The 13,994-nt window shown below is 40.7% G+C and carries 14 protein-coding genes; 6 read left to right on the forward strand and 8 right to left on the reverse strand.

Annotation, left to right across the window (positions count from 1 at the left end; translation table 11 throughout):
• Positions 1 to 7 precede the first annotated feature (7 nt).
• Positions 8 to 1,444 carry an aspartate ammonia-lyase gene (gene aspA / locus ACIQ0C_RS07640; protein WP_403058720.1) on the forward strand — a complete coding sequence of 479 codons (1,437 nt, stop codon included), beginning with the start codon at positions 8 to 10 and terminating at the stop codon, positions 1,442 to 1,444.
• 367 nt (positions 1,445 to 1,811) lie between these two features.
• On the opposite strand, the gene ACIQ0C_RS07645 is transcribed toward aspA, so the two are convergent.
• Together ACIQ0C_RS07645 and ACIQ0C_RS07650 are read right to left on the reverse strand one after the other, a co-directional pair.
• Positions 1,812 to 2,789, reverse strand: coding sequence for a 2-hydroxyacid dehydrogenase (locus ACIQ0C_RS07645; protein ID WP_403059015.1), 978 nt, complete (start codon positions 2,787 to 2,789; stop codon positions 1,812 to 1,814).
• A gap of 324 nt (positions 2,790 to 3,113) precedes the next feature.
• A complete protein-coding gene (locus ACIQ0C_RS07650) occupies positions 3,114 to 4,427 on the reverse strand; it encodes an Nramp family divalent metal transporter (RefSeq protein WP_403058722.1) in 1,314 nt (437 codons plus the stop codon).
• 409 nt (positions 4,428 to 4,836) lie between these two features.
• On the opposite strand from ACIQ0C_RS07650, the gene ACIQ0C_RS07655 reads away from it, so the two are divergent.
• Positions 4,837 to 5,100, forward strand: a complete 264-nt coding sequence (locus ACIQ0C_RS07655) for a hypothetical protein (protein WP_403058724.1) — start codon at positions 4,837 to 4,839, stop codon at positions 5,098 to 5,100.
• 207 nt (positions 5,101 to 5,307) lie between these two features.
• Here the strand turns inward: ACIQ0C_RS07655 and ACIQ0C_RS07660 are convergent, their stop codons facing one another.
• The 6 genes from ACIQ0C_RS07660 to ACIQ0C_RS07685 all read right to left on the reverse strand — a co-directional run bounded on the left by ACIQ0C_RS07660 (position 5,308) and on the right by ACIQ0C_RS07685 (position 10,300).
• On the reverse strand, positions 5,308 to 5,577 hold the full coding sequence (locus ACIQ0C_RS07660) for an excalibur calcium-binding domain-containing protein (RefSeq protein ID WP_034304099.1): 270 nt from the start codon (positions 5,575 to 5,577) through the stop codon (positions 5,308 to 5,310).
• 151 nt (positions 5,578 to 5,728) lie between these two features.
• Positions 5,729 to 6,289: a competence protein ComK gene (locus ACIQ0C_RS07665; protein ID WP_403058726.1), complete on the reverse strand. Its 561-nt coding sequence runs from the start codon at positions 6,287 to 6,289 to the stop codon at positions 5,729 to 5,731.
• A gap of 155 nt (positions 6,290 to 6,444) precedes the next feature.
• Positions 6,445 to 7,476: a DNA sulfur modification protein DndB gene (locus ACIQ0C_RS07670; RefSeq protein WP_403058728.1), complete on the reverse strand. Its 1,032-nt coding sequence runs from the start codon at positions 7,474 to 7,476 to the stop codon at positions 6,445 to 6,447.
• Positions 7,463 to 8,569 carry a DNA sulfur modification protein DndB gene (locus ACIQ0C_RS07675; protein ID WP_402838249.1) on the reverse strand — a complete coding sequence of 369 codons (1,107 nt, stop codon included), beginning with the start codon at positions 8,567 to 8,569 and terminating at the stop codon, positions 7,463 to 7,465. The genes ACIQ0C_RS07670 and ACIQ0C_RS07675 overlap by 14 nt, the downstream gene beginning before the upstream one ends.
• A gap of 325 nt (positions 8,570 to 8,894) precedes the next feature.
• Positions 8,895 to 9,206, reverse strand: a complete 312-nt coding sequence (locus ACIQ0C_RS07680) for a protealysin inhibitor emfourin (protein WP_403058730.1) — start codon at positions 9,204 to 9,206, stop codon at positions 8,895 to 8,897.
• Positions 9,207 to 9,238: 32 nt separating this feature from the next.
• A complete protein-coding gene (locus ACIQ0C_RS07685) occupies positions 9,239 to 10,300 on the reverse strand; it encodes a M4 family metallopeptidase (RefSeq protein WP_402838253.1) in 1,062 nt (353 codons plus the stop codon).
• Between the two features lie 387 nt (positions 10,301 to 10,687).
• Between ACIQ0C_RS07685 and ACIQ0C_RS07690 the strand changes: the two genes are divergently transcribed.
• The 4 genes from ACIQ0C_RS07690 (at position 10,688) to ACIQ0C_RS07705 (ending at position 13,761) form a co-directional block, all read left to right on the forward strand.
• On the forward strand, positions 10,688 to 12,031 hold the full coding sequence (locus ACIQ0C_RS07690; RefSeq protein WP_403058732.1) for a PepSY-associated TM helix domain-containing protein: 1,344 nt from the start codon (positions 10,688 to 10,690) through the stop codon (positions 12,029 to 12,031).
• 27 nt (positions 12,032 to 12,058) lie between these two features.
• Entirely contained in the window at positions 12,059 to 12,529 is a 471-nt protein-coding gene (locus tag ACIQ0C_RS07695) for a FixH family protein (RefSeq protein ID WP_403058734.1), read from the forward strand.
• A 187-nt stretch (positions 12,530 to 12,716) separates the two neighbouring features.
• The gene (locus tag ACIQ0C_RS07700; RefSeq protein ID WP_403058736.1) at positions 12,717 to 12,860 is read left to right on the forward strand and encodes a hypothetical protein; all 144 of its coding nucleotides are present in this window, start codon (positions 12,717 to 12,719) and stop codon (positions 12,858 to 12,860) included.
• A 733-nt stretch (positions 12,861 to 13,593) separates the two neighbouring features.
• Positions 13,594 to 13,761 carry a hypothetical protein gene (locus ACIQ0C_RS07705; protein ID WP_402838259.1) on the forward strand — a complete coding sequence of 56 codons (168 nt, stop codon included), beginning with the start codon at positions 13,594 to 13,596 and terminating at the stop codon, positions 13,759 to 13,761.
• The last annotated feature ends 233 nt before the right edge of the window (positions 13,762 to 13,994 follow it).

Consider the following 13,994-nt stretch of genomic DNA (forward strand, 5'->3'; position numbering starts at 1 on the left):
AAACACAATGTCAACAATCCAAATAAATCATGACGAACGTATTGAGAAAGACTTCTTGGGATCAAAACAAGTACCAGTGCATGCATACTATGGTATCCAAACATTGCGTGCAGTCGAAAACTTTCCGATTACAGGCTATCGCATTCATGAAGAATTGATTAAAGCGATGGCTATCGTGAAAAAAGCGGCGGCTTTAGCCAATATGGATACTAAACGTTTGTACGATGGTCTTGGTAAAATGATCATTCAGGCAGCAGACGAAGTAATCGAAGGCAAATGGCATGATCATTTTATCGTGGATCCCATCCAGGGCGGTGCAGGTACATCAATGAATATGAACGCAAACGAAGTCATTGCTAACCGTGCCCTCGAATTGCTTGGAAAAGAGAAAGGGGACTATGTTCAATTAAGTCCAAATAGCCATGTGAACATGTCACAATCAACAAACGATGTGTTCCCGAGTTCGATTCATATCGCCACTCTTCTTTCACTCGAAAAGTTATTAAATACGATGGAATATATGCTTACTATCTTTAGGAAAAAGGCCCAACAATTTGACCATGTGATTAAAATGGGACGGACACATCTTCAAGATGCAGTGCCCATCCGTCTTGGTCAAGAGTTTAAAGCATATAGCCGTGTACTAGAGCGTGATATTAAACGCATTCAACAATCACGCCAGCATTTATATGAGATAAATATAGGTGCAACAGCTGTGGGAACAGGATTAAATGCAGACCCTCGCTACATCGAAAGTGTGGTTGAACATTTGGCGGATATTAGCGGGCTTCCGCTTGTTGGGGCAGAGCATCTTGTTGATGCGACACAAAATACAGATGCTTATACAGAAGTCTCTGCTGCATTGAAAATATGCATGATGAATATGTCCAAAATCGCGAACGACCTACGTTTAATGGCTTCAGGCCCCCGTGCGGGCCTTGCGGAAATTAACTTGCCGGCGCGTCAGCCAGGTTCATCCATCATGCCGGGAAAAGTCAATCCGGTCATGCCTGAAATGATCAATCAAGTAGCGTTCCAGGTTATTGGCAATGACCATACCATTTGCCTGGCATCTGAAGCGGGTCAGCTTGAACTGAACGTGATGGAACCTGTGCTTGTGTTCAATTTGCTTCAATCCATCAGCATTATGAACAATGCATTCCGTGCCTTTACAGACTACTGTCTGGCAGATATTGAAGCAAACGAAGACCGTCTAAAAGAGAATGTGGAAAAAAGCGTAGGGATTATAACTGCCGTTAATCCGCATATTGGATATGAAGTGGCAGCGCGTATCGCACGGGAAGCCATTTTAAAAGGAAAATCGGTACGCGAACTATGCCTGCAGTATGATGTGTTAACAGAGGAAGAGCTTGATCTCATTTTAAATCCTTACGAGATGACAAACCCAGGCATTTCCGGGGCTGAACTTTTTGATAGATCGTAATTTCCGATTTTGCTGGAATGGCAAATGTGGTTGATGAATAACAAAAGTCTGGGGAAGTAATATAAAAGCCCTCCTTTATAGAGAGGGCTTCTAATTTTAAAACAAAGGTGATGAAACGGAAGGTGCGAGACTCCTGCGGGAATAGTGCGTCCAAGGGAGACCCGCAGGCACGCCGAGGAGGCTCCCGGACCACCCGCGGAAAGCGAGTGCCTGGAGTGGAAATCAATATTAACAAGTTTGTCTACCGCCTGAAAGCCCTCCTTTATAGGGAGGGCTTGTTTGTTTTGCAGGATGAGTAAAAATAATAATCCTTAACTAAAAAAATGGATAGCCCCAAAAAAGGCTATCCAGCGTAATTCATTAAAGATCACTTTACCTTAACCCCGGCTTTGATCAAGGTAGGCGGAGTTTCACCCTGTAATCCGGCGACAAGGTTGGTTGCGGCCAGCATCGCCATTTTCAGGCGGGTTTCATATGTTGCGGAACCGATATGAGGCAAAGTGACGACATTCTTCATGGAAAGCAGCGAGTTGTCTTCCTGGATGGGCTCCTGTACAAAGACATCCAGTCCTGCAGCGTGAATTTCCCCGGTTTTTAGCGCATCGATCAAGGCTTCCTCATCCACTGTTCTCCCTCTTGAACAATTGATGAAGATGGCAGACTCTTTCATGAGCTTGAATTCCTTTTTCCCCATCATCTTTTCAGTTTGGGGAGTCAGCGGTGTCATCAAGCAGACAAAATCAGATTGCTTTAACAGATCTTCCAGAGAACAGTATGTGGCTCCATACTTTTGTTCTGCTTCTTCGTTTCTGGATCTGTTGTGATATAAGATGTTCATATCGAACCCAAAACGGGCCCTTTTTGAAACGGCAGATCCGATTCCGCCCATGCCGATAATGCCTAATACTTTATGATGGACGTCCAACCCAAACGATTTTTCACCGATATTCGATGTCCATTGCCCTGACTTTACCATTTGATCCAACTCGGGCATTCTTCTCGCTGTGGACAGCATCAAGCCCATAATCGTATCAGCGACTGTCTCATTCAATACCTCGGGAGTGTTCGTAGCCATGATTCCTCGATTGGCCAGCTCCGTTACATCCAAATTGTCGTAACCAACCGATGAATTACAGACGATTTTTAATTGCGGTGCTTGATCCAGTAAAGTTTTATCCACTTTTAATCCTGAACCTAATATACCTTGTGCGTTCTTCAGCTCTTGAAGAAATTCAGGATAGTTTTGTGAATCAAGACCCTCAAAATAAACGACATCACAAGTCTCTTGAATATGATCCAACACTTTTTGATCCACTTTCTTATAGACAATTACTTTCGGTTTCATCATTGATACCTCACTTCCAATAAAGTAGGACCCCATAGGGATCGAATGTCGACATAATCTTTATGTTTGGCTCTTTTCGTAAAGATTGTTGTTTTTAAAACGAAACTATTTAAGGTTGATTGGAGCGGAAGTGTGAGACTCCTGCGGGAGCAGCGGGACAGGTGAGACCCCACAGGCGTTTACGCCGAGGAGGCTCACCGCCCGCCCCGCGGAAAGCGAGCATCTGGAGAGGAAATCAACCACACCGCACTACTTGGTAAATAGCAACAAAGTATGTGAAAACAGCCTTATGTTTTAAGCCTCTATCTATAATCTACCATTATTTTAAAAAAAGGTAGTAGCTAATTGAACGGCGGACCAAACCGCTAAAACGGAAGCTAAAGTTAGAATAATATTTTCGAACCAATTGTTTCTATATTTTCCCATCAAGCTTTTTTTATTTGATAGTACCAGCATGCCAATGGCGATTACCGGAAAACCGATTATATTTATTGCATTAACGCCAATTGTCAATGCAATGAAACCAGGCATGCCGGGAATGGACCAAATGATTGGCGTGACCAATACAAAAATCATAACCCATTTATACATTGGATCTTTTTCATATTTACCATTGTACTTTTCGCGGCGATCCTTATTTATTACGTAAAAGGCATCAACAATCAATCTTGGGAAACCAGTTGACTTGCCTACTACACTCGCGAATAATACGCCAAAAACACCAAGATAGAAAATGTACCAGCCAAATTGTCCTAACGACATTTGTAATGCCATTGCCAAGTCATCAATCGTTTCAACATGAATTCCATTCGGTTTTAAAATTTCTGCCCCAACCACCCAAATGGCCAGATTTATCACGATGCAAACTCCGATGGCAAACAGCAAATCATTTCTTTGAATCTTTAGATGACTCGGTTTAGTCCAGCCCTTTTCCTTCATGAAATATGGATGAACAAAGTTCGAAATCGAGCCTGCCACTGCACCGATAATTGAAATCGCTACCAATAATGCTCCATGGACGCCAGTATCACTTGGAATGCTAAAACCAACTGTTCCTTTAATGATTTGCCCCACATCCGGTGAAGCTTGAATGGCCAGGAACAAGAAAGCAATGGTCAATAATGCCAAAAGCACTTTCATTACACTTTCAATTCTATTATAAATGTTCCTGCCAATAAGCATAAAAACTAATCCCACAACTACCATTGAAGCTAAGAATGGCTGATTAACTTGGAATAGCGTCGATAAAACCTCTCCCGCTCCCTTAATCATATACGCATTAAAAAGATGACCCATGATTAACGCATAACCAAACATGAAGTAACCGAAAAATGGGTGAATCCGTCCATACCCTTCAAGTATGGTTAACCCCTCTGTGTTACAAAGCTGGAACCGAGCGATAACATTAACGATAAGAAAACGAAGAATTAATGACAGAGCTAAAATCCACATTAAACTATATCCATAATCCGCCCCGGCAACAGAAGACGTCACCAGATCCCCGGCGCCAAGCCACGTTAACACGGCAAGGATTCCCGGACCATAGGATGTTTTAAACTTCGTGAAGAAATTTGGTTTCTTACTTACGACCTCCGGAGCAATCACAGTGGATTCAGCAAGATTTGATTGATTTTTCAAGTTATTCACTCCATTCCAAAGAGTATGTATTCGCTTTCATTTTTTCTAAAGCATTAATACTTTGATAACTCTGGACAAACAGATATTGAAATTATGAAGAGCTTTATGTCATTTCTGGAATTGACATAAAGTTAACGCGCAGTATGTTGTCATGCTTCATGTTGAGGTGAATCAGCTCTAAAAAAAGTTCTCCTCCCATTTAATTGAATGTTTCGACTATTTACATTGAAATTGTAAGACAAATTAAAATGTAAGTCAATCATAATATTTTGAAGTTTTTTTAATTTTGACGATTCAAGAGAAATTGGCGTTGCTGCAAATTAGGGAAAACAGGATAAATAAAGGATAAGTACAGCGTGCGAATAGATTACTGCCATCAGCGGATAATAAAAGCGAAGGAGTGAAAGATATGCCACAAGATAATAACAATGATCCAAATAACAATGCCGGTAACCTTGATGCACGTAGAGACCCTACAAATAATGATAGTTTGAACCCCGGGTTTCAAAGAGAAGAACGTCCTATGCCTAATGGTAATATCCCAACAACAGAGGGTGTTGCAAACATTAAAGAACGTTTTCCTTCGGACCATGAAAGACTTATGAGCAGAATCAATCTTGGTGATGCACTTATAAATCGGGAAAATACACATTTTGGACGGTTTGAAAGATAAACCACGAGAAAAAAGCTAAAGACCTGTTTAGGCTTTAGCTTCCGTTTTTTTAGTTTTGTACAAAAATGAACTTTCCTCTCCAGGCACTCGCTTTCCGCAGGAGTCTCTCACACCCGCTCCAATCAACTTTGATTAATAATTCAGATGGAACACCTTTTATCTACAAATTAAAGAGACCTTCCTATAAAAGGTCTCTTTGAATAATCCTTATTTTTCACAAGCGATAAAGTCTTTGTCGCGATCGCTTTTTTTATTGGCATCATAAAGCGCCTTTGAAACGTGAGGCTTGTATTTCGTTTTTCCTCCTTTATTTTTAACGGAAGATGTTCGAGCTACGCCTCCTTTGTAGTCTTTATTCAATGCTGTACAGTTTTTATAAGTCTTCACCTTTGTTTTGGCACTGGCAACGTCATTTGCGCCAAACGAGAGACCTAAAACTAGTCCAAAAGATAGTAAAATAGCAAATATTCGTTTCAAAATATGTACTCCCTTTCCCAAATATTAACTTTTTACTAATCATAATGTATCATTCCATTTTTTACAATAACTATTTTTCTATATTTTAAATAAAACCCGCTCTCACTTTATCTACTCATTAGAAAAGACCGCCAATTCAGCGGTCTTCCTCTCATATTTCATTCCCTTTCACCCTGTAATGGGCCTCCCCAGGTTCTTTGCAAAAGGTGATTCCGCTTCCCGGTTCGTAATAAAAGGTCTTTTTACCCAATGAGCGTTCATGGAATGTTGTATGCAGATAGGATGCTTGGTCCCTTTTGAAGGCGAGCTGATTTTTGCTTAATGATACTGGAAGGCAATGTCCGTAGTTTGTATGGACCAGCGTTTCCTTTTCGTTCATTTCCTCTAAGTCACGAATGTGGATGTAGGAAAACCAGACGCCTCCTCTTTTCCGGAATGAGCGGGAGGAGAACCAGACCATCCCCAGTTGGGCGTTTATGCAGACGGGCAGTCTGTATTTACCGCCCAGCACGGATTTGGCTGCTGCAAGTCCGCCATCCAGATCCAATCCAAAGTGGTTTAACGTGTTATTCAGGATTTCCTGGCGCGGCTGCATAACATGGAATGTGTTTTCTCCCTCCACAACCGTAGTCATCTCGACACCATTGGTATCGTAACGCTCCATCATTCCTACCGTTTCCATATTCAATAAATAGTTTTTTCGTATCATCATTCCATTCACTCCCCATTTCACTATTCCTTTTTATGGAGTATACTGGACATAGTGGCAGGTATACTCCTGCTCGCAAGCCCTTAGGTGATTGTCTTCCAGGACGTCCTCACCTAGGGGTTTTTCTCTTTTTCAATATCACATTTCCCCTCACCTCCTCAACAGCTATACAGCCAGCGTACTAGCTCTTCGATATTGTTTTTATCTTTGCTTAGATGAAATAATGGCGGCCGCCCTTTGTATGTTCCTTTAAACTCTTTCCAAACGGGATTATCAGGGCTCCAGTCCACCTCTTTCAATTTTGACATTCTCTTGGCAATCAGCTGTTGCCTTTGTTCGATATGCTGGTTTTCCATTTTGTCATTGACATAAAGGGCCACGGCAATGAAAAGAGGGTAACTGGCAAGCATGCATTTTGTGTAATCCCCCATTCGTTCTGCCGGGTATATGTCGAATAGTTCATTAAGATATAAATGAATGAGTGTGATGTATTCACTGTTCGAAAGCGGACTTTGTGATACTTTCTCTTCGATGTTTACGTGTGCCTTCCCAGTCATGAAGATGCCGATGACCTGCCTCAATTGCGATAGCGATAGCAGGTTTTTATTGGCTGGACGATTGATGGAACGCTTTTCAAGTTCGACACCGGCTGTTTTTAGCGATTGATGGGTATGGAGCACCTGATTGGTAATGACGTTAAGATTGTTTCTCGAGTCGAATGAAATCCGTTTGGAAAGGGCCACTTTCTTGCCTTTTAGATTGAGATCCAGGTAGAGCTGGGATTCTTCAGCTCTTGTTAGCCCATCAAATACTTGGATCGCAATCGAGCTGTCCTTCATGAGTGAATCCAGTTCGTATGCTTGTTTCACTTTTTCTTCATCCTTCTTTAACGCTTTAAGGATACTGTCCTCCAATTGGGCGAAGGCCGCTATTCGTTGTGTTCCGTCGATGATCGATAATTTGGCAGGATCTCCATTAGGGGCGGTTCCTTCCCTGCTGTTGGCAACAAGCGGCGGCAGGTAGATATTTTTTGTTAATGCATTGTCCAAAAGATAGTTTTTGATCGACCGGACCCGCAGCTGGTTGATTTCCCTCGTGGCGATCTGACCATTGCGATACATATCGACCAGTTCGATGATTGAGCAGGTAACCATCGTCCTTCTTTTCCGGTCCAATTCACTTAGAATCATGCAGCCATCCTCCTTCTTGCTCTATTTTTCGTTTGAACGCGAGAGCGGTTTTCTGGATGGCGTTTGTAGTCGAATGGTTTTTGACTCTTTTTTTCAAGGGATCGTAGATGTGTGAATAAAGGGCATCATCATGCTTCCAAGTACAGGCTTTCTTCAAATGCAGCATATGATCTATTGCTTTTTCATAGGGGATTTCATGATGTTTGTGGAGTTGGTGGATCGTTTGGGCAAGGGCTATTTGAATGCCGGAATAGCCGGATGTGAATGTGGCCCTGTCTGTCATCTTCTTCGGAAAGATTTCCAGCCATGACTCGAAAAACGCGGTCGCGGTGTTGATGATTTCGGCTTTAGTCATATCACCATAATTGGCTTTTCCAGTTTTCGCGGTGACGTTTCCTTCAAATAAAGCGATGAGGCAGCGCCTCATGATCGTCAGCGTAGTCAGCGCCGTACAGCTTACGGTAATCCTCGATAGTGTGGCTTCCATCTCCATCTTACTTTCTAATTTCCTGGCAATGTTACGTGTTAGTTCTGCATATTCATCGCGCTGATCATACTTCATCACCAAACCGTTATGCGGCTCTTTTCTCTTCGTATTAATATCATTGAATAGCTGTCTTTCTTCATGCGTTTCCAGGTTTAAATAGATTTGAATCGTGACTGGATAGGTCTTTAACTTATCAATTTGATTTTGGAGCTTTGCCGCTTCGGAAAAGTTACCGATCTCCTCTTCCGTTTCCTTCCGTGCCCTTAAGTGACTGATGGCTGAAATGAGGGCGTAGGTCCTGTGCTGACCGTCAAGTATGTATATTTTACTTCCTGGTGGCAGTTCCCCGCCCACGGGCACTTCTTTGATCGCTCCCCTGCTCGAGAAGATGAATGGGGAAAAGTAAAAGTCACCTTCCGATACAGAATCGATGATGAACTCCCTGATTTCAGTCCTTCGATTGAGATCGAGCTTTCTTTGAACCGCCTCATCTACTTCGAATATCGCCTCCAATGTCGAGAATTGAATCTGCGAGATTAATATTCTTTTCCCGAATTGGGTAAGGCTGTTTCCGGCTATCGTCACTTTCATTTCTTGATATGTCATTCACTTCACCTCTCTGCGACCATTATCCTATTTTATGCTTTTTTTGTAAAACCGCTCTAGTTTTGCCTCTTTCAAAATTCGTTCCCTTTTGTGACTGTTTTACCTGTTTGGTTGGCTAACTCTTTACAAAATCTCATCAAAGGGCTATACTCTCTAATTTCCGTTTTAAATTTGCTACTCTAGATCGCTATTTTCTTGTTATTTTGTGTCCATTTAGAGAACAAACAGCCAAAATCCATATAAAAGTGAAATGAAATGACATTTTTGTGAAGTTTTACGACACGTCAAAAAAAGTCTATCTGAATGATAGACTTTTTTGCCGTGGTTATTCTGCCATCTTTATTTCAATTGCTAAATTCCGTAAATAATCCAATAAGGGCCGAACTTCCTCTGGAGCCGTTATGTCAGTAAATGAGAAAGATTTCTTCTTCTTTTCATCTGCTATAACCAGCTGGTATGCAAATGAGTCGAACCCTTGCGTTTTTACCATTTTACTTTGGGCAGTATTAGGAAGGTCAGCTGTTTTCATTAAGTTCTGTAATTCCTCATTCTTCTCTTTCGACAATTCATCTGTATCTATCTCGAAATTCAAGTCGAGGTTGGCAAATCCCCCTATGCAGCTAAATTTGATATGCATGGTAGATGAAGCCTCCTATTCATGGAATATGACTACTCAGGCAGTCCAACCGCTTTAAAAGCATTTTCAATTGTCTTGATGGCCGTTTTCGTAACATCTCCGCTATCAACAAGTTTTTGCGCTGCTTTGATGACGATTTGAACGAATTGATTGAAATTCGCCGTCGCAAATAAATTCTGCATCGCATTGAACCAGATCAAGGCCGCTTTGTCCGTTCCGATTTCCATCGATACTAGATAAAAGGCTTTGTTTGGTATGCCGCTATTGATATGGACCCCATGGTTATCGCGTTCTCCTTTATAGAAGTTCTTCATATGATCAGGCTGAATATCTTTACCCATTAACTTATTGTCAAATGCCGTACCTGGCGCTTTCATCGAACGGAGGGCCTGCCCTTTCAGTGTCGGTCCCATTATATCAGCACCGATTAGCCAATCGGCATCTCCTGCAGTTTGCTTTAAATGGAATTGTTTTATGGCAACTCCAAATACATCTGAAAGATGTTCGTTCAAAGCCCCTGACTGACCTTCATACTCCAATCCACTTGTGAACTGCGTAACCCCATGTGTCAATTCATGTCCAATTACATCGAGTGAATTGGCAAAATTGCTAAAGATGACCCCATCGCCGTCACCAAATACCATTTCATCTCCGTCCCAATAAGCATTCGTGAATTTATTGCCATAATGAACGTTTAGAATGAGATCAAGGCCTTGGTTATCAATTGAATTTCGGTGCAGGACATCCTTGAAATAATCGCGCACAACTCCGCTATAATCATATGCAGCGTTAACAATAGGATCTGCACTTGATCGGTCTCCTTCTTTCCTAGCCTCATTCTCCCGGAGTTTCGTTCCTCCCTTGCAATCGTAAACATGGCGGGCAGATTCACCACGACGTCCAGATCCTGCATCGGTTAAAGCGACAACACCGTCAATATCGTACTCTTTCAAAATTCTGCGCCTGCGCATTTGACGGCTTTTCGCTAAACTGATCCGTGCTTCTTCCACTTCATTTTGTGCCAAATTCTCAAGAATATAGTTAGGTACGATGAAACACTGACACTTGAATTTGGAACAACCTTCTTTATGCATTTTCGTCACTCCTTCATGTTTTTTACGATCTATTACAATTTCTTTTTTCAAGCTGCTTCCCTTAACACGGTCTTCATGTTCATTAGCCGTTTATCTAATCCGTTCATATTGTGATCTTGCTGCTCTTCCTATCTTCAACACATTTCTATAGACTACTTTCGCCGCAACTACCCCATTTCCCTCCATCCCTTCCTGCCCTACTGCTTGCTAACTCTTTCTCAGGAAGTTCGCTCCCTTAGTTGCCAGTTGTTCTTCTTAGTCGATATGACTTATTTAATCTTTAACAAATACAAACTGCCTTTTTTAAAATAAATTTCATATTTTTCTCACAATTTTCTTTTATCATCTATATAGTGAATTTAATAGTACGACTCGGAGGTTCTGTGAATGGAAACTAAACAACCAAACACCTCTCTGTATAGAACAGTATGGAGATGGCATTTTTACGCTGGAATCATTTTTGCACCCTTACTTATTATTCTGGCAGTTACCGGCTCAATCTATTTATTTAAGCCTCAGATTGAACAAGTTCTTTATCAAGACTACCAAGAGGTTACACCGCTAGGAGATAAATTACCGGCATCCCAGCAGATTGAGAATGTGAAAGAACTTTACCCTGAGGCGGTGGTGACAAAGTATCATCCCGGAGACAATGCATCTCGTTCGAGCGAAGTAAGCATCACTTCTAATAATGAGTCTCTTACGATTTTCATAGACCCATATACAGGTAAATCTATTGGAGAGTTAAATGATGATGACAGAATCATGGATAAAATCGAACAAATTCATGGTGAACTGATGGCTGGCACCTTGGGAGATAGAATTGTAGAGTTGGCTGCGTGTTGGGCAGTTGTGTTAATTGTCTCTGGTCTTTATTTATGGTATCCCCAAAAGAAGCAAAGTCTTTCTGGTGTTCTTCTTCCAAGGCTAAATAAAGGGAAACATATTTTCAGAAGAGATTTACATGCAGTACCTGCCTTTTGGATAACTGCAGGCATGTTATTTTTAATCATGACAGGATTGCCTTGGTCAGGTTTTTGGGGAAGTAATTTTCAGTCGTTAGCCACCAATTCTGGATCTGGGTACCCTCCTTCTGTATGGACAGGAAGTGCTCCAACTTCCTCAATCAAAACAAAAGACATTGCAGATGTTCCTTGGGCAGCAGAAAATTTAGATGTACCTCTCTCAGATATTCAAGGTTTTATCCCAATTTCCATTGATGATGTAGTTACGATAGCGAATCGTGAAGGTATGCATCCAAGTTATAGCATTAATATTCCACAAGAAACAGATGGCGTTTATACATTGTCAGCTTTTCCACCGAAAGCGCAAGATGAAGCGACCATTCATATTGACCAATATTCCGGTGCAGTTCTAGCTGATTATCGTTATGACCATTACGGTTTAATAGGGAAAATAGTTGCTTGGGGAATTACCTTGCACAAAGGGACTCAATTTGGTTTGGTTAATCAGATAATCAGCCTTCTTATTTGTTTAGGAATCATGCTTGTTGCATTTAGTGGTTTTTATTTATGGTGGAAGCGAAAGCCGAAAAAAGGATTAGGTGCACCAAAAGCTCCTCAAATAAAGAACATGAAACTCTTTCTATTTCTGTTAATAGGTCTTGGAATTTTGTTTCCTTTGGTCGGTTTGTCTCTTATTGTCGTTTGGCTAATTGACTGGTTAATTATTAAAAGGATATCTGTAATCAAAAACTTTTTGAATGCATAATTAGAAATGTAAAGGGTGGATTTTGCCGTGAAAAAAACTATATGTATTTCTTTAATCTTTATTTCCAGCATATTGCTAAGTGCATGTTCACTTGAAAAGGATGTCACTGATCTATACAAAGAAGAAACACCGCTTGAAGCTGAAATAATTATACCAGCATCCTTTTCAGCTAATACACAGGAGACCATGAAGGCTGAACTTACTCAAGGTGGTAAAATCGTTGAAAACGCAGATTTTGTTCATTTTGAGATATGGAAACAAGATGGCTCGCTCAAATATAGTATGGAACAAGCTGAGGAAGAGGGAAACGGTACTTATGCTTTAAGTAAAAACTTTGATAGTGATGGCCTATATTATATAAAAGTACATGCTAGTAACGATGGCTCAATCATTATGCCTCAAAAACAATTCATCGTAGGAAAACTGTCTGAAAGTGAATTGAAATTCTTGCAAAAAGGAATCCGAAAACAAGAAGAAAGTCCTGAACATCATCATTAAAAAATTCATCTGAAATCCGGTCTTCAATTGAAGATCGGATTTTTTCTCGATATTTTTATGAATCTGAGAGAATGCATTTACAGTACTTCACCTTTGTTTATTAAATTATTCTGCTCTTGCTGCATATACTGCTTTAAACAGGGAATCTTCCTCAGAACATAAACAACCTTTAAGGGAGGGCATAGCATTGGTAACTTCACAGGGCACTGCTTCAGTTAGCTTTCCATTCCCATCTGTTTGGGGTATCCACTCTTCAATAGCTGGCAGAACGATTATTTGGGGCACACTTACCGTTAACTCCATTACAGATAATAGGGTGGGGTACGGTTAATTTTCGTGGCAGACCCATTCCGATTAATGGATTTTGGAATGAAAACACCAAACAAATTGCATTTGATTCACCTTATGCCACTTTCTCCGGCAACTTAAACATAATTGATGATCAACAGAGTAGAATTCGACATTTCATTCTTCAAGAACGTTTTCTTATGAAGCCCCCCTCTCTGCAAGCAGGTGAGTCTGGATCGTGGATTGCCACTACTGATATACCCCTGAATCAATTTCCTATGAGCGGTAATGTGTATACCGGGCAATTGCCTCCTGTTGGAGCTTTTTTAACATCGAATATCCTTCATCAGCATCAGAATTTTTGGGGAAGAACAATATAGGGTAATCCATTCTATGTAGAAACATGGGGAATCGTCTCTGTATTTCATGGGGCGATTCATTTTACTTAGAGGAAATTAACAAAAGTCATATTGGACTGACATGTCGCTGGTCGCAATGCTTCCCCGCTGGACACCGTTTTGCCTAACTCACTAAGTAGATATATATGAGATAGTTATTTTGGCAGATAACTTATGAATCCACTAACTTAAAATGAGTACAGATGGAATATAGATTGACAGCGTTTTCTCTGTACTTCATACTATTGTATTAATAGAAGTGTCTGAATATTTGGTTAATTAGGAGGATGAAACGATGAAATTAGCAGATATTAAGGATTTTCAAGTGGCTGAAATGCTTGATGTATTAATATTTGAGGGTAAATGGGGGGATGACATGTGACTAAGCACAGAATCCTTTTAACCATTCCAATTTTGCTATATGGAATTTACATATTTGTTGTCATTCAAAACGATAAGAACATTCCACTTTATGTGCATCTTCTATTCGCAATCTACTTGATGTTGTTTGTACATTATGAAGATAACACAGAGGTGAAACAATGACAGATTTTTAATCTTGGAGAATTTCGATGCTAAGTAATACGTGATGGAAAGTCGGTTTGACTTCAACTGAATGTATCGAGCTTACCGGCACGACCCGTACCAGACAGAGTTCGTTGTGATCCCTATGTTCTTAACACGTGAGCTAGTTTAATATGATCACCCCAATAAGTGGCTTTTTTTGTTCAAAAAAACATTAATAAAGCCTAAAAAGCCTCAACTCCTTAAAGGAATTG

Source organism: Peribacillus sp. NPDC096448 (assembly GCF_044762675.1).
Lineage (GTDB): Bacteria > Bacillota > Bacilli > Bacillales > DSM-1321 > Peribacillus > Peribacillus frigoritolerans_B.